The sequence below is a fragment of the Vallitalea okinawensis genome (assembly GCF_002964605.1).
GTDB lineage: Bacteria > Bacillota > Clostridia > Lachnospirales > PQDH01 > Vallitalea_A > Vallitalea_A okinawensis.
The window spans coordinates 71,223-97,180 of record NZ_PQDH01000007.1; the positions used below are offsets into that span (position 1 = coordinate 71,223).

Sequence of the window (25,958 nt, forward strand, 5' to 3'; positions counted from 1 at the left end):
TTATAACTATTCAGTGACTAACATCACTTTTTTCAATGCTGACCTTCTTTAAAAATTATCAACTGGATATTTACCTAATAAATACATAAATGTTAGAGTAATAAGAAAAGCAACTCAATAAGGAGGGTTTAAGAATGAATACTCGATATGAACTCAATAAAAACCTAGCACAAATGCTAAAAGGTGGCGTTATCATGGACGTTGTTACAGCTGATCAAGCAATTATTGCTGAAAAAGCTGGTGCCGTAGCTATTATGGCTTTAGAAAAAGTCCCTGCTGACATCCGTAAGCAAGGTGGTGTTGCTCGAATGTCAGATCCTAAAATGATTAAAGAAATCATTGAGGCAGTTTCCATTCCTGTTATGGCAAAAGTTCGAATTGGTCACGCTGTTGAGGCACAAATATTAGAAAGTATTGGTGTTGATTATATTGATGAAAGTGAGGTCTTAACACCTACTGATGATCAATTTCATATTGATAAAACAAGTTTTAATATTCCTTTCGTCTGCGGTGCTAAAAATCTAGGTGAAGCATTGAGAAGAATTGGTGAAGGTGCTTCTATGATTCGTACCAAAGGTGAAGCAGGTACGGGTAATGTGGTAGAAGCAGTAAGACATATGCGAACCATTAATCAAGAGATAAGATCCATGCAGAATATGCCTACTGAAGAATTAATGACTTTTGCTAAAGGTATTGGTGCCCCTTATTCACTTGTTCAATATGTAAGCCAAAATGGATCTCTTCCTGTTGTTAATTTTGCTGCTGGAGGTATTGCAACACCTGCTGATGCTGCACTTATGATGCAATTGGGATGCGATGGTATTTTCGTTGGCTCAGGAATACTTAAATCTGGTAACCCAGAAAAAAGAGCACAGGCAATAGTAAGAGCAACAACTTATTATGATAACCCAGATTTATTAGCTGAAGTATCAGAAGATTTAGGAGAACCCATGGTAGGTATTGAAATGTCACAACTTGAAGATGAATATGCCTCAAGGGGATGGTAGATATGAAGATTGGTATTCTTGCTTTACAGGGTTCTGTTACTGAGCATATTAATTCCTTTAATAGAATGAATGGTATTACAATTCATCCTGTTAGATATGAAAATGATGTGCAGAGTATTGACGGGTTAGTTATACCTGGCGGTGAAAGTACGACTATAGGACAACTGCTAAATGATTTTGAATTAATAGCTAGCATAAGAAATAAGATCCTTCATGGATTGCCCGTTTGGGGCACATGTGCAGGTATGATATTATTAGCAAACCAAGTCAACGGAAAAGTAAATACCTACTTGAATGTCATGGATATTGATGTCAAACGTAATGGTTACGGTTCTCAAATTCACAGTTTTATGACGTTTGATACCATTGACGCCTTTGCTTCCTATCCAATTCCATTAACATTCATTAGAGCTCCCTATATTCAATCAGTAGGACCCTCTGTAACTGTTTTAAAGATCCTTGAGGACAAAATTATCGCTGCTAAACAAGATAATATTCTGGTGACATCTTTTCACCCTGAACTTACAGATGATCTATCTGTTCAGCGTTACTTTCTTGAAATGATTGATAATTACAAGAAATGCTCTCGTTTCAATTATGTACAGTAGGATGTAAGTAAGTATAGTTCCCTACTTAATCATTTCGTATAATGAAATGTATGTACTTTCTTACACTAGAACACTAAGAAGCTTGTCCCTAAAAGGAACAAGCTTCTTTCGTATCTTTTTAGTATTCGATTCTATATTTCTTATTCCCCGTTTCAACATCATGTGACCTTACTAAATTGTAAACATGTTGTAGTATCAACAAAAAACAGCCCACTTAGGTGATTAAAAACATAACAGCACAAGCAGCGGAGCGGATTAGAATGTGACCATTATTTGACTTAAGACTGTTGTTATACCAGCTGTTTCTGTTATTTGTAGGAAAGCATGCCTGGTAAAAGAACACGCTTTCCCACACCCCGATAAACAAAATTAACACTTCTTCTTCAATACAACGAAATGTTGTTTATATAATAACACAACATTAGGTTGTAGTCAAGTTTTTTTAACAACATTTAAATGTTTCAAGTCCCATATGGTTATACTGTATAATATCTACAGGGAGTGGTCATATGAATCGATTGAAACAATTGCGAGAGAGTAAAGGCATCAGCCAAGCTGAATTAGCTACTATGTTGAATATTACTCAACAAGCTATAAGCGCCTACGAAAACCATAAACGGCAACCTGACATAGATACATTAAAAAAGCTCTCGAAATTTTTTGAGGTAGATATTGATTATATTCTTAATAATAATTTTTCTTATAACCAACTTACTCCCATCAAAAAGAAATTATTAGAAGACTTTGATCGCCTTAATGAAGAACAACAAGAGTATATACTTAAAACCTTTGAAATTATTCTAAATAAAGATTAACAAAACCCTCACCAATTTCGGTGAGGGTTATCTATTGTCTATACCATCTGTCTGTTGAATTTAAGTCCCTTTTAACCTTTTACTGCCCCCGCTGTCATACCTTCAACAATTTGCTTTTGACCAATCATATAGACTGATAATACAGGACCAATGATTAATATGATTACAGCACATAATAATCCATAATCTGTTCCATACTGACTACTAATCTCTGTTAGTAACCTGTTAACGGGGAATTTCTCTGGGTTTCTTATGATAATTAATGATGTAAACAAGTCATTATAAGACCATAAAAAAGTAAATATTGCTGATGTTGCTAATGCAGGTTTTGTAATAGGTACAAATATTTTAGAAAATATTTTCCATACATTGGCGCCTTCTACCTTAGCTGCCTCCTCAAGCTCATTAGGAACTGTCTCCATGAAACTAGTTAATAATATAACTGCAAATGGTATATTACCTGCAATTTGTGGTAAAATAACACCTACATGGGTATCAATCAAACCAACATTGGCTAATATTTTAAATACAGGTAATATGGTTGCAAAAACAGGTACTAACATACTTGCCAAGATAAATGATCGAATGATTTTATTGCCTTTGAATTCAAATCTTGCAAGAATATAAGCAGCCAATGCACTAAAAAAAATAACAACAATAACAACTGTTCCTGAAATTATTAAACTATTTGCATATCCTTGAAATATGTTGATTTTTGTTATGGCATTTTTGAAATTATCCCACATAAAACTAGTTGGCAATGTAAAGGAACTTTCTATAAGATCGTTAGAAGTTTTGAAAGAATTTTGCCCAACCCAGATAAGAGGATAAATCGTAGTAATTGAAAAGGCATATAAAACTATATAAGTAAATAACATTCCTATGTTAAAACTTTTTCTTTCTATACCTATCTTTTTCTTTTTACTCATATACACTACCTCCTTCCCCAAATTAATAAGTAATTTGTTCCCTTTTAAACACTTTACTAACTATAGTAATCGTAGCTAATCCTAAAACGATTATTAACAAGGAAATTGTTGCTGCATAACCAAAAGCATTATCTGCAAAGGCTTTCTTGTACATATATAATCCTAATACCATTGATTGGTTTAATGGACCACCTTCTGTGAGTATTAAAACTAAATCAAATATTTTCATTACACCATTAATTGCATAAACTAAACACGTAATTATCACACCTTTTATCAATGGCAATGTAATATAGATAGTTTTTGTAAATCCATTAATACCCTCTAAATAAGCTGATTCATAAAGATCTCTAGGTATTTGTTTAATTGCTGTTAATAGGATAATGAAGTAAAACCCAACATATTGCCATACTATAGGTATAGCAACCATTTTTACTGCTGATTCTGCTGTAACCCATACCTGCTTTTCTAACCCAAGCATGGTCATAAATGAATTTAATAATCCAATATCGTATGCATAGAATAATTTAAACATCATACCAATTGCTGTTGCTGAAATTACAATAGGGAAAAAGTATACTGTTCGAAAAAAGTGTTGTCCTTTTTTGATATTATCAACAAGAATAGCTAATATTAATGCAATACCTACTTCGAATAGACAAACATAAAACATTATTTCATATGTATTTTTTACAGCTGTTCCTATGGTAGGATCTTTAAATAGTCGCCTATAATTATCTAAACCTATGTATTCACTTTGCAAAAAACCATCTGATTTAAAAAAACTATCTATAATATTTATCACAAAAGGATATGCTAAAAAAATTACTAAGAACAATAATGCAGGTGCTAAAAATAAAAATATGGTCATTGTTCTTTTAGACTTATTACTAAGCATTAAATCCCCTCCTAACTTACAAGTATTCATGGTGAAATTTTAAATATTTTGTTGATTTAAGGTACTTTTCGATATATTACTTGTATTTTTATGTAAATAATAACAGTTGAATATATTCAACTGTTATTATTTACTTTATTCAATCCTAATTTTATTTTTATAGTTTAATGAGCCTATCTTTCATTCTTTTCCTTTGTGGCTTTTAATACTTCTTCTGGGTTTTTTCGACCTTCGACGATAAAAGGAATTCCATCTTTCACTAATATGTTAAATGCTTCTGGAGTTAATCTTGAATCGATTGGCATATTCAGCGTATTAGCATTCGCTACCATAGCGTGACCTTCTACGAATAGTGGATGTAGACCTTCAACAACTACTTTAGCTGCTGGTGATCCCCCATTAACTGCTGCATGATCTTTAATTGCTTCAGCAGAGGTTAAGAAAGATACTAAATCAATTACTGCTTGTTGCTTAGCTGGATCTTCATAAGAAGATTTACTCACATAATATCCACTTGAGAATCCTCCTATAATTGAAGTTGGATCCATTTTATCACTTGCTGTTGCCATTGGAATAACTGTCATTTTATCTTTTAATTCATCTTCACATCTACCAATGAACCATGAACCTTCAAGAATCATAGCCGCTTTCTCTTGAATAAATAAGTTTTGAGCCATTTCAATATCCATTGTCAAAGCATCTTTAGCAAAAGCTTCTTTTTCATATAAATCTTTAATGTTATTAAACGCTGCAACCCAATCAGCTGAAGGTTCATCTCCTGCTAACACATCTTTATGTCCTTCTGCACCTGCTTGAGACAATACAAAATGTTCAATCATGTAATGAGATTGAGCAATTGGTCCAGCAAAAGGAACAATATCATTTTCTTTTAATACATCAATAGCTGTTATTAAATTTTCCCATGTAGTAGGTAATTCTAATCCATATTGTTCAAATATTGCTTCATTAACAAATAATCCTTCATAGAAGCCTGTTAAAGGCATCATGTATAATTTACCATCCTCTTCTCTAACAGAGTCTTTAACACCATCAGTAATGTCTTTGCCTACCTCTGGATACTTCTCATTAATTTCATCATAAGAAATGACTTTGTCAGAATTAATAATCCCTTGTACATCTGCACCATTGTAAAAGAAAGTAATATCCGCTTCATTACCTGTGGCAAAGTCTGTTTTCACTTTTGTCCTATATTCATCACCGACTGATGTCATTGATTCATTTTTTATAGTTACATGTGGATGTAACTCTTCGAATGCTACTAACTGTTCTTCAAACACTTGTGTTGATGGATCAGTTCCACCAAACATAGTAGAAATTCTTAGTGTAACTGGCTCCGCTTCTTTAGTTGTATTATCATCTATTTGCTTTTCAGTTGCAGCAGGTGTTTCTACATCTTCTTTCTCACCCGCACAGCCTGCAAATACTCCCGTTACAAATGTTAACACAACAAGTAATGCCATAACTTTTGATATTTTATTCATTATAACCCTCCCTAATCAGTATGTAATATTTAATACCTCTCTATATTATCATGCATAATAAACAGTTGCTAGAAGTCAATCTTGTACTTTCTTGTACGATTTTGTTCAATATAATAATATTACACATGAATCTTTTAGTGGTTATTAACATTGCTCTTTCCACATTTTATTCCGATATTGATTAGGTGTTAAACCAACATGTTTTTTGAAAGTTTTGGAAAAATAGGGTGTATCAGAGTATCCTACTCTTTCTGTTATTTCATATACTTTAAACTTAGTTGTTGTTAATAGTTTTTTAGCCTCTTGTATCCGTACTTCATTTAATAATTCTATAAAACTACTACCAACTTCTTTCTTAAATAACTTACATAGATACCAGGAACTAATGTATAATTGATCTGCTACAGTTTGTAGGTCTAATTTTTGATTATAATTCTCTTTAATATATTCTATAGCTTGTCCAGATAAAAATCTCATTTTCTCATCCTCATTCTGGCTGCCTTCTAGACCGTTACCAGCAATAGCATGATGTTTATTTAACTGTCTCCTTAGATTTTTTATATCTCTTACTTTCCCACGCTCATCATCTAACATATGAATCGCTTCTATAACTGCATCTTTAATATCTTCAAGTTTTGTTGGTTTTAATAGAAAACGTACAACCCCTAGATTAACAGCTTCTTGGGCGTATTCAAATTCACGATATCCTGTAAGTATAATGGATTTAATATCTCTTTTTTTCCTCTGCATGGCTTTAATCATTTCTAATCCAGATCGTTTAGGCATTTGAATATCTGAAATGATAATATCTGGTTTTAACTTATCAATCTGCTGGAGACCTTCTTCTCCATCCTCAGCAATCCCTACAACTTTACAATCAATTTCATCCCAAGGAACAAGCTTCTTTAACCCCTCTATGATGGTCACCTCATCATCAATAATTAGTATTTTATACATGTCAATCCCCCTCCTTATTTCTTTTTACTTATCGCGTCATCTCTCACAAGTTACGAACTTTTCTCTAGAGAAAAGCAGTATGTAATCCTGATGACTTCTCTTACCTATACCGAAAGCATGTAAGGGGTTCTATGGAGTAGCGAACCATGGACGGTGAGCCCTGCTATCTAAGACATGGACGTCTTTCTAGCAGGCGTAATAGAACCCCTTGCGTGCTTGACCCCATTAGTAATACTTAAAAAGTTACTTCTTAAAATTCCTACTCACTACTCACAGGTATCATTACTCTAACTTTTGTTCCCTGTGCCACCTCACTCTCAATATGAACATTAGCTTCCTCTCCATAAATCAGCTTCAATCTCTTAATAACATTATTTAACCCAATACTTTTTAAATCTGAATGCCTATGACCTTGCTTAATCTGCTCTAATTCAGCTCTCTCTATCCCAACCCCATTATCCTCAACGTATATTACCAAGTTATCATCAGACAGCGAACTATACAGAGATACCTTTCCTCTCCCAATAGGCTGAATCCCATGTTTAATAGCATTTTCAATGATGGGCTGAATAATCAGCTTAGGAAGCTTTTTATCAAGTGTTTCTTCCTCTACATTTTTTTCATAGGCAATTTTATCACCAAACCTTTTTTGAATGAGGAATAAATAGCTATCCATGTACTTGATCTCTTGTTTAACAGTAATATACTTCTCACCATTACGGTTCATATTAGCATCCATTAGATTGGAGAGGGCTTGTATCATTTCGGCAATATCTTGTTCTCCAGATAATTGTGCTTTCCAATTAATCGTCTCCAAAGTATTGTATAGGAAGTGTGGATTAATCTGCGATTGCAAAGCAGATATCTCTGCGTTCTTTCTAGCGATCTCTTCCTCATATACATACTCAACTAAATACTTCAATCGTTTTGCCATACTATTAAATGAATGATATAAATACCCTATTTCATTTTTACGTTGAATATCAATTACTGTATTCAACTCTCCCTTTTCAATGTTTTTCATTTTTTGTATTAATAGATTAAAAGGTGAGATAATGTCCTTATAAAATATATTTGCAATGAGAATATAAATCGGAATACTAATTAAGCACAAGATCAAGATAATTTTAAGGACCTGTTCCGTATCAGCAATTAACATATCAGTGGACATAATGCTAATGATTCTCAAATTAACTCCTTCAATGGCTTTAACGATGACATAATAATCCTTTCCATCAACTTCATAGCTGTATGTTCCTTCATCTTGTAAATATAATTGATTCTCTTCTACTATGCTATCATTATACCTTTGCCCTACACTGATTAACCTCTCACCACTGTCTGTATATAAATGTGTACTTTCTGCAGGATCCCTATTTGCAGTCTGAACTATCTCTTCCAAATAATGATGATCAATTCTAAAAGACATAACACCCATTTTTTCAAAAGAATCCAAATCATAAACAGCTCGTACTAAATATATAATGCTTTTTTCATATCCATGATCATAATAGTAAATAACCTGATTTTTTTCCTCAATTAAATCAATGAATATATCTGTTGGAATCTCATCTATATCAATAAACCCTGTTTCTCTTTCTGCATAATAAACATTATCCTCGTCAATGAACTGTATCGTAACAAGATCGAATTCTCTCTTTGCATAGATTGTGGATTTAAGATATTTTTCTATATCTCTTTTAAAAATGTAGTTCGCCATAACGTCATTTTCTTCTATATCACTTGGCTTAGCCTTAAATAGATCATAAATATCGATATTATAAAGTAAATCTTGAAAAAAGCTTTCCATATCTTTTAAGTCTTTTGAGATACGGGTTTTGGTCCCCTTTACATCATTTTCAACATAACTGACAAAGCGATCTTTTATAATTTTCTCATTATTATATACACCAAAAAATATAACTAATAAAATAGGATATATCAACATCATCAAAACAAAAATGATCAGTTTTTTCTTAATTGAAATATCATGAAATCTATTGCCCAGACCCCTCATAACCATCCCCCGATTTCTGATTATTATAGTTCTATTATAATTCATATTGCTAATTAGTCAAAAGAGAGATTGGAAAAGCACCAAAAACATAAGAAAAAGATGACCGAGTAATTCGTTCATCTTCTTCTAACTATACATATTTAACTACAAAGTTATGCCACATCTAATTCTTATTCCTATTAGTACTCTGAAATACTTAAGAGAATAGTTACTGCTTCAGCACGAGTAGCCGTCTCTTGTGGTTTATAGGACCCATCTGGATACCCATTAATGATATTCATTTCTCGACATTTCCCTATCGCTATAGCCCCATCATCAGATAACTCATTTTGATCAATAAACTTATCTTGACTTATAGCTATTTCTTCACCAAGTTTATATTCTATTAACTTAGCCACCATAATTGCTATTTCTTCACGAGTAATATCCTCTTCTGGCCTGAAATCACCAACATTTACATCTAGAATACTTATGTTTTGAGCATTAGCAATTACATTACTATACCATGAATTTAAACTTACATCATCAAATGAAGATATTTTCTCTTCTTCTAATCCAAGTTCATTGATCAGCATAGTAACGAATTCAGCTCGAGTAATGGATGCATCTGGTGCAAATACCTCAGTACTTCGTCCCGAAACAAGTCCCTTTGCAGCTGCCTCTTGAACAATATTACCTGCCCAATGCTCTTTACAATCCTCAAATTGATCTTCATATTTCATTACAACATATTTACTAAAATGTTCAGTCTCAAATGTAATAGTTAATCCCTCTACTCTACTGCGGACAATCTCCCAATCACCACTTTCTTCATTTTGAACATAAACGCTTAGAAGCTCTTTATCTTCGTCTTGTATATCCAACTCATCTAATTTAAATGTAAACTTAGGCTTAAACTTATCAAAATTAATCTTATTTTTGTCTACAGTTATATTTAAATCATAGATGGAACCGACAGGTTTAAGTTTATGACCTTTAGTAGAGCTAGCAGTTTTATTCTCTTGAGAATCTTCTATTATCTCTTTTGAAAACTGAATATCTCCTGACATTTTTTTTAGCACTTGTGTATCAAGAGTTAAGCTCATATCTGATATATTAATGACCATATTTGTATCATTCTCAACTAGATACTGAGCATTGGTGCTAGAAATATTTATATTTAGTGACTCATCTAGTATGCTATCCATATTTACATAGACCGCTCTTGATACCTTTGCACTACCGGCACCCAGTTCATTTAAAGTCGCCTCAAATTGTTTTGCCTTTGTTTCTACAATCTTCTGTGTCAATTTAAGATTATCTTGATTAAGTACAAACTCCCCAGGGTTTTTAGGATCTTTCGTGATAAGCTTCATTCCTTCAGGTGTTGCTTTTTCCATGGTCTTTTCAATAATGAAATCTAGATTTCTGGTTTTTAGAACCCCCAAACTATCAACTTCTTTGGAAGCATTTTCTATCTTGAAAGTATTTTTTAAGATATGCTCCATGGTTTCCATAGCATCATCAAAAGTTACTTGATCATCTTCTAAATACGCATCAAATGCTGTCACTACTTGATCTATAGCTTCCCGTTTAGCTGAAACACTTTGATTTTCATCTTCTAATTCTTCCCCAGCAATCTCTGTCATTTGTCGTATGACATCTGCTTTTGTTTCTTTGGAATAATGTTTCTTGGGATCTTTCATAATTTCTAGCCCCATGGATAGCGCTTTTTTATTATCTTTTTTTTCTCCATTTTGTGGTACATTAATGATAATCTCTTCTACCTCTTCTTCGTCTGAATTATTTTTTGACTTATCCCTTTTGTCTGAGGTATTAGAGCTTGAATTACTCCCCGTTACTACTGTAAAATCAAGTGTCTCCTTTTTACTGAGTGCGGACACCTCAATCTTATAATCTCCTACCCTCGCTGATTCAGGTAGCTTGAATTGGAATCGATAGTCACCATTTCCATCGGTATCCACCTGATCAACATTGACAAGTCTTTCATTGTCCATTGATAGGACTTTAATGGTCACGGTTTTATATTTTTGAGCAACTTCATTTGCAGTTACTTGTCCTTCTCCAATATATAATGAGTTAAGTTTAAAATCATTATTAACTAGATTCAAGGATATACTCACATCGTCTGCAGCAAATGAAGGCATTACAATACTTAATGCTAGAATTAATGATATTATCAAACTAATTAATCGTTTCAATGTAACCCTCCTACTTCACTCTCAAAAACTTACATTACAAGAAAGTCTTTGAAGAAATTTTTATTCAGTTTATAAATAATTCTACTTGAACCTACTTAATTGTAAAGTTACATATTCCTTTATCTGAAAGTGCATTGGCATCACTAAAGTTATCCCAAACAAAGACCTCAACTCGATATGTTCCTCTACTTAGATTTTCTGTTCCAAATCCCATTCTACAATCAATTCCACTGATATTTAATGCAACTGGTTCTAACATACCGAATCTTACCATCTTATCATCTTTTACGATTTTATATAATACTGTACCTGTGTCAACCTCTTCATTAATTGAAGTGATATTTGCCGAAATGGTGACGAACTCTCCTTCCTCAAATTCCACTTTAGGCGTTAAACTCATAAAGGATGTTGTCATAACATCTTCTACCATGACTTCTTTATCCGTTCCAATTCCAGCGATCCCCACTATAACTGCGTCGTGATCACTATGACGCCTTGCATCATCTTCATCAGAAATGATTGAATTAATATTCAACACGTCCACTTTCGTATCCACTACTAAGTTCTGACTAACAAGAATATTGTCCAGTACTTGTGAATTACCTCCATAATTATATGTAAACTGTTCAGCCAATGGTAGCTCATCAATCATATTAACCAATACTTGCTCTTCTCCTTCACCTTTTAGTGCTTTAACTGAATTTGAGAACTGGAAATCATTTAAATCACCTAATGCAACTATATTAGCTTCAGGATTTGCAGCTAGAATAGTATCAATAAAGTCATTGACAAGTTGTGCTTGCTTAACTCGCTCCACTTCAGAATGCTTTATTGCAGGTTGGATATTGCCATAAGTTGCATTATCTCCACCCTTTGAACTAAAGTGGTTAGCTATAACGATGACTTCCTCTCCTCTAAAGATGAACTCTGCTGCAAGAGACTTTCTTGTATCATTAAATGCTTCCTCAGTAGCTGCTATTCTCCCAGGATTTAACGTTAAATGACCTTGCTGGTCTACTTCAACGGTATCTGTTGAACCACCTTTAGCCACACCGGCTTTTAGAGTAACTCTATCTGGATTGTATAAATAGCCTACACGAATATTACCGCCAGGCTCTCCACCTTCTTGATCATCTACTGGTGGAATATCCGTCCAAGCATACTCCGGACCGCCTAATTCTTTTATTTTATTAATAAATGCACCATAAACTTCACTAGCATCGACTACAGTACTACCAGTCCCACCTGCCTTACCATCATTATCTTGTACTTCTACAAGACCAATTATATCTGGTGAACCTAAATCGTTCACAATGGCATCTGCAATACCAACTGTTTTACTTTCTTTATCATCTCCGCCATGATTATAAACATTGTATGAAGCAATAGTTAATTCGTCCTCATTTTTGTCAAACTGAAGACTATCCTCTTCCCTATCTGCATTAGTGAATGTTGGTAACTCCTTTGTGATATATACTTGATATGCTCCCCATTCATAGTCCATTAATCCTTCTACAGTTTCTGATGAGGTAGCACCTGGTTCAATCGATTTAATATCTCCAAGACTAACTATCGCCCCATTTAATTGAAGAATTTCTGTATTTACATCATCTTCTTGGAGAATAACACCACCCATAATGGATAGATCTTCATCTTCTTTGGCTATGGCTCCATTGTCAGGAACAACTGCTAATACTCTGTTATGTTCTGGAGCCACTACAAGTGGATTATCTATTACAACTCTCATAGATTCTAGAGATTCATAAAAATCTATAGCATACTTTGATTCATCATACTCTTCAAAGTTATCACTACTAATTAAATCGTGTGGCACTGTACGTCCCTTTTCACCTAAACGTATTGCTTCTGGTAATGCATTGCCTTTTGACACAACCTCTACGTCACTGGCTTCAATAGAAGTCACAGTTAATTGATTTTCTTGGTCATAGGCATAGAAATCCATTTCTTTAACATATTCATTAACCATTCCTGTTACTTTTACTTTATCCCCAACTTCAACATCAGTACCCGTAAAAACGAAGATGGCATCTGACGTAGCACTCTTCCCATCACTTGTTTCAGCCTGCATGTAGAATCCTGTGATTCTCTTACCGCCCATAAAATCAAATTTATAATCCAGTATGCCTGTAACAATTCCTTCTACCCTTTCAACAGTTTTCAAAATATAAGGTGATTGATGAGACCCTCCCTGGATTTCAGATATTGTTACCTCTCCTACTGACTCTAATACCGTTAAGTCCAATGTCAATACTTCACTATTTGTTAACTCTTCTTTAATTGCTACTGCTTTTAGTGTTGTATCACTATTAATAATGATTGGTTGAGTATAAAGGAAAGAGTTACTATCTGGTTGGCTTCCATCTAATGTGTAATAAATTTCTGCACCTTCTGTTAGTGTTAAGAGGATTACTTCCGCCCCTTTCTCAATTGAACCTGATTCTACATTTGCTTTTATCTTCCTAACTCGACTTGAATCTTCAGTAATATCCAACTCATTTGGCGAAACTAGTACATACTTTCCATATGAGTAATGAACAACTCCCACAACACTTTCATAGATTACACCACTCTCAAGCCATGTGCCATCTATGGGTTTAAGTCTAAAATCACTATTACCATTTTCCACTTTAAATTCTCTTCCATATTCAGGTCCTGAAATCACCTTTACATTTTCTACCTTAATTAGTTGACTTTCATAAGCTTCACCTATATCACCGAGACCCACAACTGATGGCATAACTTCACCTGTACCAGTTACTTTAAAGTCTGATAAATAGGCTACATCTATATAGCGATAGCCATAATAACTACTTAACTCACCATATACTTCAATGGTGTCCCCTATTTTCAAATTCGGTTCACCATTAAATCGAATTCCAATGGCAGCTGTATTATCCTGAATAAATACATAGCCTTCAGCCTCATTTTCTGTGACCGTTCCCATAACCTTCACAATACTTCCATCATCATTATTCTTGGCTGTCGCGATATCCATGACAGTTTGCTCATCTCTAATGGTATATTCGAAGGTTACCAAGTCACTATCTTCAAGCCCATCTTTGATAGCTTGAGTTAATATAGTTGTATCCTTATTTATTTCTATAGGATTTTCATATTTCACCATAGATGGTGAGGTCCCCTCAACAGGATCTATAGCATACTTTATGATGGCTCCCGAGGTTGTACAAGCCAATGTTATTTCTGTCCCTTCAGAAACTTCACCTGAAGGTTGACTAGCTGAAACATTAGCCACTTTAGTAGAGCCATAGCTAGCTATATGCGATCCTAGATAATCAAAGGTATTTTTAGCATATTCAATCCATTCACCATTATCTCCTGGATCTTGTTCACCTGTAAGACCTTTCATTACGTTCGGCTCTCTCACATATGTATGGTCTTTACCAAAATCCTTATCACCAGAAATACCAATTCTATCTATTTCTTCTATATCACCTTTATATAAAGCAACTTGATCATCACCATTAAATGATATGTTACCGGTTCCATACGATAAATTTTCATCTAATTTTTGAATAGTAGACTCGTCAAAACTACTATGATATACTACAAATACTTTGCCATGGTTTAGTGTCTGTCCTTCTTCAAATTGGTACATGAGATTAAACTCACCATCGCCATTATAATCCTTCATCAAATTATAATTGCTTAAGTTTACAGTATTTCCTGTACCATTATAAATTTCTATGGCCTTATTATAACTACTTCCTTCAATATACTCTGAAATAAATAAATCTTCAGCATAGGTCACACTCGCCTGAACATGTTCAACCCTATACATGTTCAAACAAGATAGAGTCATCACAAATACCATTACCCCACTCAGTATTCTCTTGATGGTACCTTTTTTCATTTGTTATTCCTCCTCATATTAATACATTTGACAGCTTATTGAGATTGACTCCCTCAATATATTCCTAAGTTGTTTTAAAATGAGTGGTTTATACTTGAATCGTATTCCACAAAATTTAATACCTGTCGACCAACAACTAAACAAGGAATAATTCACCATCATGATTTTAAATATATCATATAACAATATTTTTTACAACACCTCTGCTATTTTATAGAGTTATTTTAGTAATATTACATAAAAAAAGTGAAGTAATTCTGCTTCTCCCATTAATCATTTGGTAAAAATTAATAGAGGATGACTAACTTGGCAACTAATCATCCTCATAATCTTACATTATATTTAATTTAAACGTTTTAATCTCATAAGGTTTTATATCAAATTCAAAAACACCACTTTTTACCACAAGTTCATTCATTTCATGTCTTTCTTCAAGATCGCACTCATAGACAGCTTTAATCTCTTTAAAGAAATTAATCTTAGCTTTAGTTCTTCGATTATAACATTCATAAACACGAAGAATAACCTCGTTACTTTCTTCTGCTTGTTTAACGACTTCCATTATAACATTCTCTTGATCAATGGACACAAAAGACAACTCTTTAGGAAGATCTCCTTCTTGCTTGTCAATGACGGTTGTGTAGACAGGGCAATTTAATCGATAGCCCATCTCCACTGTTTTAGCTTTCTTCCAATTGCCTGTATGTGGGTATATTGAATAAGTAAAGTGATGTACTTCGCGGTCAGCATCCTCATTTGGTGATGTCGCTGATTTTAATAATGTCAATCGCATAACACCATCTTTGATATCATGCCCATACTTACAGTCATTTAATAAACTTACACCATATGCATCTTCGGATAGATCTGCCCACTTATGTCCACATACTTCAAATTTAGCCGTATCCCAGCTGGTATTCCAATGTGTTGGACGCTCTACATTACCAAATTGAATATCATAAGTTGCCTTTTCTGCATGTATATCAACAGGGAAGGCTGCTTTCAATAATACTTGTTTTTCCTTCCAATCAACCGTTGTTTCAAAATCAATACGATCAATATCTCTATAGATGGTCATTAACTGTGTTATGGTTGAGTCCACAAAAGTTTTTTTAATTTCTAAGGTTCCTTTAAGAGGACCTTCTTCAACTACTTTAATGCTTTCAACATCGTTAACTTCCCACATCTTTTCTTGGTAATAAATATTAATATCCCATGCATCGTAATGAATTGGCTTATCTTCAAAAGCTTGAATCACATTAGCCCTATATCCTTCTTTTAAAACTTGTCGCTGAACTCTTTTATCATATAGTGAAGTGATATTAGCATTTTCATCTAATTGAATGTCAAAGAACTTATTCTCTAAGTGAGATGTTGTTACAACCATCTCACTCTCTTTTGGTTGAATATCCTTTATAGGAAATGCCTTATATCCTTTAGCAGGTATATTGTCGGCATAGAAAGTTATTCTTTCACCATCTATATCCAAATCAATAATCTCATTTCTATTAAAAGATGTAGGATTATAGACTACAACAGATTTCTCATCAATTTCTATGTTAGATGTAATTGCATCCATTGCTTTTTGTTTCAGTTTTTTACCTTTTTCTATAATCATTTCATATTGTTCTTTGGAATCCTCATATACTTTCTTAATGGATGAACCAGGTATAATATCATGAAATTGATTGAGACAAATGATTTCCCAGCCCTCTTGTATATCAGCCTTAGGATAGTCTATTCCTTCAACTAAATTTCCTATTGTTGATAACCATTCTACGTCTTCATATAAGAATTCTGACTTTCTGTTATAACGCTTATTCCTTGCCATACTGGTTAAAGTACCACGATGGTATTCAAAATACAATTCCCCTACCCATTTAGGCAATCTAGGGCTATTACCAACCCTCTCATCCAATGTTTCAAAATACTCCGTTGCAGTTGACATCTGTACAACTGGTATACCTGGAATACCCTTTTCAAGACGTCTAGCAGTCTCTAACATCTCTTTTGTTGGACCACCACCACCATCCCCATAACCAAAGCTAATTAACACTTCATCATGAAGATCTTTTTGTTGATACCTTTCCCAGGCTCCTTTTACAGAAGGTGCATCAATAAAACCATTATATGTTGTAAAATAACGTTCTGGCAGGTTATCAAAATTGGCAGTAGTTATAAAATGAGTTAGAACCTCTGATCCATCTAACCCCGCCCACTTAAAAGAGTCATATGGTAGTTTGTTATATTCATTCCAACTAATCTTTGTCGTCATAAAGTAATCAATACCTGATTTTTTTAATATTTGAGGAAGTGCTGCACTGTAACCAAATACATCTGGAAGCCATAAAATCTTATTTTCTACACCAAACTCCTCTCTAAAAAAGCGTTTACCATGAATGATTTGGCGTACTAATGATTCTCCAGAGCTCAAGTTGCAATCTGCTTCAACCCACATGCCACCTTCTGGTTCCCATCGCCCTTCTTCTATACTTTTTTTCACAGCTGCATATAATTCTGGTCGTTCTTCTTTTAAAAATTGGTAGAGTTGGGGCTGACTTGACATAAATATGTATTCAGGATACTGTTTCATAAGCTCAAGAACCGTCGCAAAACTTCTTTGAACCTTTTGCCTTGTCTGAGCTAAATCCCAAAGCCAAGCAACATCTATATGAGTATGACCGACACACTTGGCTACAATTCCTCTATCCTCACAGAATTGCCCGTAGAATTCTTCAGTCAAGTAAGCGATCGCTTCCTCTACACTTTCATTAAATTCCTTTGAATAGGGTTTTCTTAAATCTAAAAGGTTGATAGCTTTCTCCAAATAACCAATTGTATCAATTCTTTCCTTATCTTCTTTTGGCAATAATTTTACTACTTCTAATGGTACATGGATATCATAATATAATTGCTCCACTTTAGTATCCAATACAGAAATAAGATTTTTACACTCTGAGAGTTCTTCAATCATCCCCCCATAAGCTTGCAAATCAATAACATATTTTTCACCTATCTGAGCCTTTTCACTAAGTAAGGTTTCTCTGTGATTGACGTCTAATCCTTGTACCAATGTCCCATTTTTAAATATTAAGAATTGTGGATTACTTGCATCCCAACCGTCTTCATGACCGGTTTGTATTCTATGCACAACTGTTTTACCACTATAATTTTCTGGAATCTCAAATACAAACCTGAACCAACAACTCTGATCTTTTCCTCCCCATCTATCATTCTTAAAAAAATCCACCCATGGTGTAGAGCATTCATCAACTTCTACTGGTTTATGATAAAGTCCTTCTTTCATCTTTAATTGCTCAATGGTTGTCGTATCAACGTACTTAAGCTCTCTAAGTTCCTTTAAAATACGTTCTATTCTTTCTGCTCTAAAAAACATAAAGGCACCTCCTGAATTCTTGAGTATTATGCTAATAACATCATTATATTCGAAAGGTGCTTTTATTAAAATATTAGTATCGGACTTTGTTTTAAGTTTTTTAGACATCTACAGTATTTATTCGGAATACTCCTGGTGGGTATCCTTCTTCTCGCTTGAAAAATTGATTAAAATAATATTCACTTGAAAAACCTAACATCTCGGATATTTCTTTAATGGACTGATCTGAATTTTTGAGTAACTCTTTAGCTCTCTTTAATTTAATCTTATTAATATATTGTTTCGTAGAAATACCCGTTTCTTTTTTTATAATGCGGCTAACTTGTTTATCGCTTAGATACATAAATGTAGCTATATCCTTTGTGATAATTGGACTATGAACATTATCTTCCACATACTGCTTAATCTGTTTAAATCGATAATCACCCTTTTTATGTTTTAGAGGAACTTTATAACTAATGGTCATATCTTCATTGATAACTTGAACTGTTGATAAAAGAATCAAGAGAATATAATGCTTTATAGCACTATAAAAACCTATCTTCTCCTCATAAGCACAAATAAGTACTTTTTCAAATAAATCAAGTATACCATTATTATCATCAAAGGGTTTACAGACAGCTTTTTTAAGTCTTTCATTCACAATAGTTTGTTCAATATCTGTGTCATTATTAAGGGTTATGGCACAATTCATACTGTACTCAACATATTTTTTGCCATCAATATTGAGTTGCTCATGATATTCACCAGGTCTTGTTATATAGAATTGATTTTTTTTAATTGTAAATTCATGTTGATCTGTTCTAACTATAGATTCACCTTCAGCTACAAAATGAAACTCATAAGTAGAATGGGTATGTCTACCTATTTTCCAATCATTTTCAATAGCCATTACCCTAAACCAATACATTTCAATATCAAAAGAATCCATTTTGAATTTTAAATCAAGCTGAGATAACTTTCGTGATGCCTTTGCAATGTCATGCACCATAACTCCTCCATTAAGATTTTTTCTTCATTATTTTAATCTTACAACTTAATCCATTTCCCAGTTTCATAAGATTCTCTGACTGCATCCATTACGTGTATATTCTTAATACTTTCCTCAGGTGTTATAGGAACATTACTATCATTCTTAATTGCGGAAGCAAAGGCTTCAAATTCTAATCGATATTGGTCTACTGGATCAAATTCAACCTTTCTTTTGCCTAGCCCTGTTTCAACAATAATATTTCCCTTAACATCAGGAAAATCATTAAAAGGTATAGTGACAGTTATCTTTCCACCTGTACCATATATGGTAACCTCTTGTTGATTAGAAGTCTGTGTCCCCACTGTGAATAGACACCTAGCAGTACCAAAATCAAGAATACCTGAAGTAAGTACATCTGTACTAAATTCTTGGTCTTCTTCTGCTAACGCTATTACTTTCCTAGGTTCCTCATCTAATAGATATCTGGCTGTAGAGATGGCATAACATCCTATATCATAAAGAGCACCGCCTCCATAGGCTTTAATATTTCGGATATTTTTTGAATCCTTATTATTATATGTAAAAATTGAATGAATAGCAGTTACTCGCCCAATCCCACCAGTTTTAACAATTTCCTTTGCTCTATTCCATTTAGGATGAAACCGATACATAAAGGCTTCCATTAACTTTACATTTCTTTCCTTGACATATGCAGCAACTACTTTAGCTTCATCAGCGTCTAAGGCTAGTGGTTTTTCACAAATAATATGTTTCCCTGCATCTGCACATTTTTTAATCCATTCAGCATGCATATGATTAGGTAGTGGAATATATACAGCTTCAATTTTTTTATCTTGAAGAAGCTGATCGTATGAATCATAAAATACAGGGATATTCCATTCTTTGCTTGCTTTTTTTGCTTTCTCTTTATTTCTAGACGCTATGGCATAAACTTCTATTTGATTGGAATGCTGAAGTGGTAAACAACATCTAAGAAAAAAGTGGCCCGAAACCCCAAGTACACCTATTTTCATTTTCATAACAGATTCCTTCCTTTCTTTTTTCTAATTATACCTCATGGGTGCTGAGAATGAAATGCATTTTATTAATAACTTCATTAAGCTAGTCTTAAAATAATACTATCTTAATGATTGGCTAATTCATCTAACGCATCATCACAAACCCTGAATACTGTCCATTCATCCATAGCTTCCGCACCAATACCATAATAGAATTCAACCGAAGAAGTGTTCCAATTTAAACACCACCACTCTAGGCGACCACAATCACGTTCTTTGGCTAGACGCGCCAGATAGGAAAGCATCTCTTTACCTATGCCCTTTCCTCTCATCTCTGGTTTTACATATAGGTCCTCAAGATAAATCCCTGGCTTTCCTAAAAAAGTTGAAAAATTATGAAAAAATAAAGCAAAACTTACTGGCTTACCTTTGTATTCACCTATAATAACTTCAGCTGCTTTTTTTACAAATAAAGAATCATATAATATTTCCTCAGTTGCAACTACTTCATCTAAAAGTTTCTCGTATTCTGCAAGTTCTTTTATAAACCCTAGTATTAATGGCACATCTTTTTCATTAGCAAATCGAAGATTAAATTCTTTTGTAATTGACTCCATTCCTTATTCCTCCCAATAGTCTTTGCTCAATTATATCACAACTTTATTTTACAAAAAAACCTTTAATTTGTCCGTAGATTTTCAAACTTTTATTGTATATAATAATAATTAGAATATATAGTTCAGCAACTCCCATAAAATTTTTATTATTATTTTTAGTAAAATTAAAAGAAATTGTTGATAACGAACATGTGTTTGTATATAATAATACTATGGAAGGTGAAGATCATGAAAGTTATCAACAGATCAATTGATGTCATTACTTGGACAAAAGATGACGGATCTATATATCCGTTTAAATTTCGAATTACAGAAGATAGTGATGAACGACACACTTACAATATAGATAAAATTCTAACCATAGATGAAGACAAAATACTTGGGAAACCTATTTATAAATATACCTGTCTTATTCAGATGAGTAATATACAAAAGATTTGTGAGATTAGATACCATAAAGATACGATGAAATGGTCATTATTCAAAGTATAGCAGGAATCGATACTTCGCTAGATCATTTTTACATGTAATGTATTGAAATTTACTACACCATACTAGTGATTTAGCTCAAGAAAGGTGATATTATGATCGGTGAACAACTTAAGCACCTGCGTATGGAGCATAAAAAAACCCAACAAGAAGTTGCTGACTTGTTAGGGATAAGGTGTAAAGCATATGCTCAATATGAATCCAATGAACTACAACTAAGCTTTAATCAATTAGTTGAAGTAGCAGATTTATACCATGTTACAATGGATTATTTATTAGATCGTACACATATCAAATACTCAGATGATCCATATGATGAAAAGTTACTTATATTATATCAACAATTGAAAGAACGCCCTCTTTTAAACAAACTATTAGATATTGCCCTTATCGCCACTGATGATGAATTGACTGAAGCCTACAACCAGATAAAGTTTAAAAAATTAGGATAAAGTTAATGAACAAAGTAAAAGGAGATAGATGATCATCTATCTCCTTTTACTTTGCCGTATCATGTTTACAGGTTAATTATGTGTACTTATCCTAAGCTTTTAATATGTACTTTTCCTTTTACTCACCTCTAATTAGCTTTGCCAGCTTTCCTATTCGGTAACATTATATGTTCCATAAGGTTCATGAATCCTTACATAACAGTATAAATAATAGGAAATCAGGTAAAATGGCCTAAATGGATGTAATAATTAGAGATTTACTAGTTATTTACTTGATGTGCTTTCCAGTTATCATTATAAACTAACAATTTGTTAATGTCAATCACTAAAGTTAACTTATCGTTAACTTAATTGATAAAGCCAATTTGTTAGTGATAAACTAGACAAGAGGTGTTAAAATGTTGAATAAAAGGTTGAAGGAACTACGTATTCAAAGATCGTTGACTCAAAAAGAAATAGCAAATATATTTAATATGTCAAATGCGCGATATAATCAATATGAAACTGGTAAAAGAACACCCGACTATGAAACACTGAATACATTTGCAGATTATTATAATGTTTCTGTTGACTACTTATTAGGTCGAACACGTTTAAGCAATTACGAATATGTTTATGAACCAAGATTTTTAGAACTATTAAAAGAACTTCAGAACCGCAGTGTATTGCAAAATTTATTGTTGGCTGCTTGTGAAGCTAGTGATGATGAAATTCTTAAAATCCATGAATACATTGAATTTATTCTGTATCAAAACGCAAAAAAATCTTAGATTAAATCAACAAATTCTTTTTACAGAATATTAGTACATACTTTCAGCAAATACATATTATTAATTAATATATACATATTACTTATGCAGTTATAGGTATCAGGTGGAGCTTTTTGCTCCACCTGTATCATATAGAAAAGTTCCGCTACTTCTTCCTTTAGAAGTTTTTTCTTTCGAAAATATTCTTAGTATTCATTAAAGGTTCTGTTTAGAAAGTAAGCCAACTTTCTTTCAAGTCACTTTTTTCATATACTATACCAATCACACTTGTAGGAGCTCATCATGATTAGAAATAAAGTTAATACCTTAAGAAATTTAATTGTGGGAGTTAATACCTCAATTCCCCTAATTTCAGGCCAGAGTGTAAGAGCTATAAATTTTGATAATGCAGCAACAACCCCTCCGTTCAAAAGCGTTATGAATGCTGTCAACAATTTCTCACCATGGTATTCCTCCATCCATAGGGGGGCAGGGTATAAATCTGTCATATCATCAGTTCGTTACGAACAAGCTAGAAAAACAATTGGTGAATTTGTTGGTGCTGATCCAGATCTAGACGCCATTATCTTTGTTAAAAATACAACTGAAGCTCTTAATAAACTGTCCTATCGACTTTATGAGCAATGCTCAGATTGTGTTATTCTATCCACTTTAATGGAGCACCATTCTAATGATCTACCTTGGCGTGAAAATTATCATATTGACTACATTGCCATTGATGAGTTAGGTCGCTTATCTTTAGAAGATCTTGAGATGAAACTAAAATGCTACAGTGGTCGAGTTAAATTGGTTACAATAACCGGTGCCAGTAATGTTACAGGTCATATCAACCCCATTAATGAAATTGCTGATTTAACCCATCGTTATGGTGCTAAGTTACTAGTAGATGGAGCTCAACTTGTTCCGCATGCTGAAGTAAACATGAAAAGTCATTCAGATATAGAGCACATTGATTTTCTCGTTTTTTCTGCTCATAAAATGTATGCGCCTTTTGGTTCTGGTGTATTAATTGGACCAAGAAATTACTTTGAAAAGGGTAGTCCTGACCTTAAAGGTGGCGGAACTGTCAAAATTGTGACAAAAGATATTGTTCTTTGGGATGATCCTCCACATAAGGATGAAGCAGGAACTCCAAATCTGATGGGTGTAATCGCTTTAGACGCTGCTATCAAAACTCTCAAAAAGATTGGTATGAAAAAGATTGAAGATTATGAACGCTACTTGACACAATACGCTCTTAAGAGATTAATCAAACTAGAAGATATAGAAATCTACGGGGACTATATTCAATCAGAAAATAAAGTAAGTATTATTACCTTTAATATTAAAGGTATCCCACACGATATTGTAGCTAATTATTTATCCTTGGAATGCGGTATTGCCGTAAGGAATGGATGCTTTTGTGCCCAACCATATGTTCAGAAGTTACTTCATGTAACAACAAATGAAATAATGAATCATATAAAAAATCCAAATAAACCTCATCCAGGTATGGTAAGGATGAGCTTCGGTCTCTATAATACCATTGACGAGATTGATGACATGATCAATGCCCTAGAAGAATTAATTACACATAGATCCTATTATTTAGAAAAGTATGAACATCTTATGGATAGTATATCATCTCGAACATTTAATCCTCTAAAGGATGGGGATTAAACAAGAAAGTATGGTTCTTTTAAAGCAAATCGCAGTACTTTCTTACACTAAAAAAAAGTAAGAGGTTTATCATTTAACATGATCCCTTTTACTTTTTCTATTTTCCTTAAATTAATATTCGATATTTATTATAGGAGTTCCCATATAAAGCAACGTTTGATCTCTAACATCGTCATAAGTTATGGCTACATCAATATTAACTTTTTTTCCTGAAAAGATGATAAATTTGTTAATGTGGCGTGAATAGCCATAGGCATTATAAAACTCATGAGAATCTAATTCATCAACCACTCTCATATCCATATAACTTTCTATTTGCTTAAATAGATCTGACTTATTCTCTAATAAATTTCCTGGGGAATAACCTACTAATGTATGATTGGAGACTGGCTCTCCGCCAAAAGCTCTTAATACATCTTCAGATTTCTTCATTAAACTTTCTACAGCTTCAAATTGATCAAAGATATGATAATTAATAATTGCATAGTAATTGCCATTACTAAATTTTTGTACTTGAATTTCAGTTGTAACACTTTTGGCCTCTTTTGTGATTGTACAAATGGTACTGTTTTTTGAATCAATGAAGTTAAACTGATAAGGTTGCTCAAGTCCTAATTGCTCCGCAATCATCATACACATTTTATCTGCTGTATAGCCATAATAGTTTTCAGTATCCTCATTTAACTTAATCCAAATATTTGCTTCCGCCCTTTCAAGCTGAAATTCTACATCCTCATAACAGTCAATCATATTTCTTTCATCTGTCGCATATGTAATCAGCTGAAAACCAAGAAACAGTAAGAAAATAAAAAGCAAACTAGCAATGATTGGTTTCTTCTTCATATTTATCACCCATTAAAATCATTGCCAGTCTGCCAAAAATTTATACGTTATATTATCAACTTATTACTTTACATCTTTCAAAGATAAAATTCCTCGGTTCAAGAGAATAGCACAATCTTCACGCGTGGCATTTCGATTAGGCTCATTATAAAAAGCATCACTATATTGAATCAAATCTGCTTCATATAAACTTTGCATATTGTCATCAGCCCAATGCTTACCCCCAGTATTCATACTAGCTTTATCTTTTGCCTCATAGAATATAAATGTACGGTCGATCATAGCTGCTACTTCACCAATCGTCACTCTATCCTCTGGTACAAAATTATTACCGTCTTTTCCTGAAACAATTCCTTTATTAGCTAAAGCAATAATGTAAGGTGCTGACCATCTATCACTGCTCACATCTGAAAAACCAGAAGTTAAACCCACTTCAATTTCTAAACCTGCAACTTTTGCTAACATAACAGCAAATTCTTCTCTTGTTACTGAATTGGCAGGTTTAAAGGTGCCTTCTGGGTACCCATTAACGATCCCTTGATAGTATAAGTTTAGTATAGCATCTTTACTTTCACTTTCTCCATTAACATCCGAAAATGGTTGGTCATCGTCGCCCTGCATCAACATAATGTTAATAGGAAATTGAATCTCATCAAGAAGAAGAGAGATTTCAGCAACACTATCATCCCCTACACCTGTGTCATAGAAAATAACTGCCATATCATCGTCAATAACCTCAAATCCCTGAATTTTGATGTTTTCATCCTTTGCCTCAGACCACTTTAGCTGCACATTAGCTTTTTGGTCTGATATAGGTTCCATTTCGTATACAACACGTGCTTCAGCACTAGCAACGGTAACTGTAAACATAAATACTAAAATGCTGCTTATTAATCTATAGACATTCTTCATG

The 25,958-nt window shown here is 33.4% G+C and carries 20 protein-coding genes; 7 read left to right on the plus strand and 13 right to left on the minus strand.

Annotated features, from left to right (window positions below; all coding sequences use genetic code 11):
- Nucleotides 1–134 precede the first annotated feature (134 nt).
- From pdxS to C1Y58_RS17835, 3 genes are all read left to right on the plus strand, one after another.
- Nucleotides 135–1,007, plus strand: coding sequence for a pyridoxal 5'-phosphate synthase lyase subunit PdxS (pdxS, locus tag C1Y58_RS17825; RefSeq protein WP_105617502.1), 873 nt, complete (start codon nucleotides 135–137; stop codon nucleotides 1,005–1,007).
- Nucleotides 1,008–1,009: 2 nt separating this feature from the next.
- Nucleotides 1,010–1,615: a pyridoxal 5'-phosphate synthase glutaminase subunit PdxT gene (gene pdxT, locus C1Y58_RS17830; protein WP_105617504.1), complete on the plus strand. Its 606-nt coding sequence runs from the start codon at nucleotides 1,010–1,012 to the stop codon at nucleotides 1,613–1,615.
- Between the two features lie 509 nt (nucleotides 1,616–2,124).
- Entirely contained in the window at nucleotides 2,125–2,430 is a 306-nt protein-coding gene (locus tag C1Y58_RS17835) for a helix-turn-helix domain-containing protein (protein ID WP_105617505.1), read from the plus strand.
- Nucleotides 2,431–2,501: 71 nt separating this feature from the next.
- Here C1Y58_RS17835 and C1Y58_RS17840 read toward each other — a convergent pair whose 3' ends face one another.
- The 11 genes from C1Y58_RS17840 to C1Y58_RS17890 all read right to left on the minus strand — a co-directional run bounded on the left by C1Y58_RS17840 (nucleotide 2,502) and on the right by C1Y58_RS17890 (nucleotide 20,832).
- A complete protein-coding gene (locus tag C1Y58_RS17840; RefSeq protein ID WP_105617507.1) occupies nucleotides 2,502–3,359 on the minus strand; it encodes a carbohydrate ABC transporter permease in 858 nt (285 codons plus the stop codon).
- Nucleotides 3,360–3,381: 22 nt separating this feature from the next.
- Nucleotides 3,382–4,257: a carbohydrate ABC transporter permease gene (locus tag C1Y58_RS17845; protein WP_105617508.1), complete on the minus strand. Its 876-nt coding sequence runs from the start codon at nucleotides 4,255–4,257 to the stop codon at nucleotides 3,382–3,384.
- A gap of 173 nt (nucleotides 4,258–4,430) precedes the next feature.
- Entirely contained in the window at nucleotides 4,431–5,759 is a 1,329-nt protein-coding gene (locus C1Y58_RS17850; RefSeq protein WP_105617509.1) for an ABC transporter substrate-binding protein, read from the minus strand.
- A 144-nt stretch (nucleotides 5,760–5,903) separates the two neighbouring features.
- On the minus strand, nucleotides 5,904–6,716 hold the full coding sequence (locus C1Y58_RS17855) for a response regulator transcription factor (RefSeq protein ID WP_105617511.1): 813 nt from the start codon (nucleotides 6,714–6,716) through the stop codon (nucleotides 5,904–5,906).
- Nucleotides 6,717–6,975: 259 nt separating this feature from the next.
- The gene (locus C1Y58_RS17860; RefSeq protein ID WP_170311627.1) at nucleotides 6,976–8,733 is read right to left on the minus strand and encodes a sensor histidine kinase; all 1,758 of its coding nucleotides are present in this window, start codon (nucleotides 8,731–8,733) and stop codon (nucleotides 6,976–6,978) included.
- Between the two features lie 179 nt (nucleotides 8,734–8,912).
- Nucleotides 8,913–10,934, minus strand: a complete 2,022-nt coding sequence (locus tag C1Y58_RS17865; protein WP_105617514.1) for an S-layer homology domain-containing protein — start codon at nucleotides 10,932–10,934, stop codon at nucleotides 8,913–8,915.
- Nucleotides 10,935–11,025: 91 nt separating this feature from the next.
- Nucleotides 11,026–14,826 (minus strand): chitobiase/beta-hexosaminidase C-terminal domain-containing protein, encoded by a 3,801-nt coding sequence (locus tag C1Y58_RS17870; protein WP_105617516.1) that lies wholly within the window; start codon nucleotides 14,824–14,826, stop codon nucleotides 11,026–11,028.
- A gap of 331 nt (nucleotides 14,827–15,157) precedes the next feature.
- Nucleotides 15,158–18,223 (minus strand): alpha-mannosidase, encoded by a 3,066-nt coding sequence (locus C1Y58_RS17875; RefSeq protein ID WP_105617838.1) that lies wholly within the window; start codon nucleotides 18,221–18,223, stop codon nucleotides 15,158–15,160.
- Nucleotides 18,224–18,323: 100 nt separating this feature from the next.
- Nucleotides 18,324–19,211 (minus strand): AraC family transcriptional regulator, encoded by an 888-nt coding sequence (locus tag C1Y58_RS17880; RefSeq protein WP_207655776.1) that lies wholly within the window; start codon nucleotides 19,209–19,211, stop codon nucleotides 18,324–18,326.
- A 41-nt stretch (nucleotides 19,212–19,252) separates the two neighbouring features.
- Nucleotides 19,253–20,236, minus strand: a complete 984-nt coding sequence (locus C1Y58_RS17885; protein WP_105617520.1) for a Gfo/Idh/MocA family protein — start codon at nucleotides 20,234–20,236, stop codon at nucleotides 19,253–19,255.
- Nucleotides 20,237–20,340: 104 nt separating this feature from the next.
- Entirely contained in the window at nucleotides 20,341–20,832 is a 492-nt protein-coding gene (locus C1Y58_RS17890; protein WP_105617522.1) for a GNAT family N-acetyltransferase, read from the minus strand.
- Nucleotides 20,833–21,060: 228 nt separating this feature from the next.
- Between C1Y58_RS17890 and C1Y58_RS17895 the strand changes: the two genes are divergently transcribed.
- The 4 genes from C1Y58_RS17895 (at nucleotide 21,061) to C1Y58_RS17910 (ending at nucleotide 24,202) form a co-directional block, all read left to right on the plus strand.
- Entirely contained in the window at nucleotides 21,061–21,324 is a 264-nt protein-coding gene (locus tag C1Y58_RS17895; protein ID WP_105617523.1) for a hypothetical protein, read from the plus strand.
- A 92-nt stretch (nucleotides 21,325–21,416) separates the two neighbouring features.
- The gene (locus tag C1Y58_RS17900) at nucleotides 21,417–21,773 is read left to right on the plus strand and encodes a helix-turn-helix domain-containing protein (RefSeq protein WP_105617525.1); all 357 of its coding nucleotides are present in this window, start codon (nucleotides 21,417–21,419) and stop codon (nucleotides 21,771–21,773) included.
- Nucleotides 21,774–22,171: 398 nt separating this feature from the next.
- Entirely contained in the window at nucleotides 22,172–22,543 is a 372-nt protein-coding gene (locus C1Y58_RS17905) for a helix-turn-helix domain-containing protein (RefSeq protein ID WP_105617527.1), read from the plus strand.
- A gap of 282 nt (nucleotides 22,544–22,825) precedes the next feature.
- Nucleotides 22,826–24,202 (plus strand): aminotransferase class V-fold PLP-dependent enzyme, encoded by a 1,377-nt coding sequence (locus C1Y58_RS17910; RefSeq protein WP_105617528.1) that lies wholly within the window; start codon nucleotides 22,826–22,828, stop codon nucleotides 24,200–24,202.
- A 111-nt stretch (nucleotides 24,203–24,313) separates the two neighbouring features.
- On the opposite strand, the gene C1Y58_RS17915 is transcribed toward C1Y58_RS17910, so the two are convergent.
- Both C1Y58_RS17915 and C1Y58_RS17920 read right to left on the minus strand, forming a co-directional pair.
- Complete coding sequence (locus C1Y58_RS17915; RefSeq protein WP_105617529.1) at nucleotides 24,314–25,045, minus strand: YwmB family TATA-box binding protein; 732 nt, start codon at nucleotides 25,043–25,045, stop codon at nucleotides 24,314–24,316.
- Nucleotides 25,046–25,108: 63 nt separating this feature from the next.
- Nucleotides 25,109–25,957 (minus strand): S-layer homology domain-containing protein, encoded by an 849-nt coding sequence (locus C1Y58_RS17920; protein ID WP_105617531.1) that lies wholly within the window; start codon nucleotides 25,955–25,957, stop codon nucleotides 25,109–25,111.
- Nucleotide 25,958: the final 1 nt, after the last annotated feature.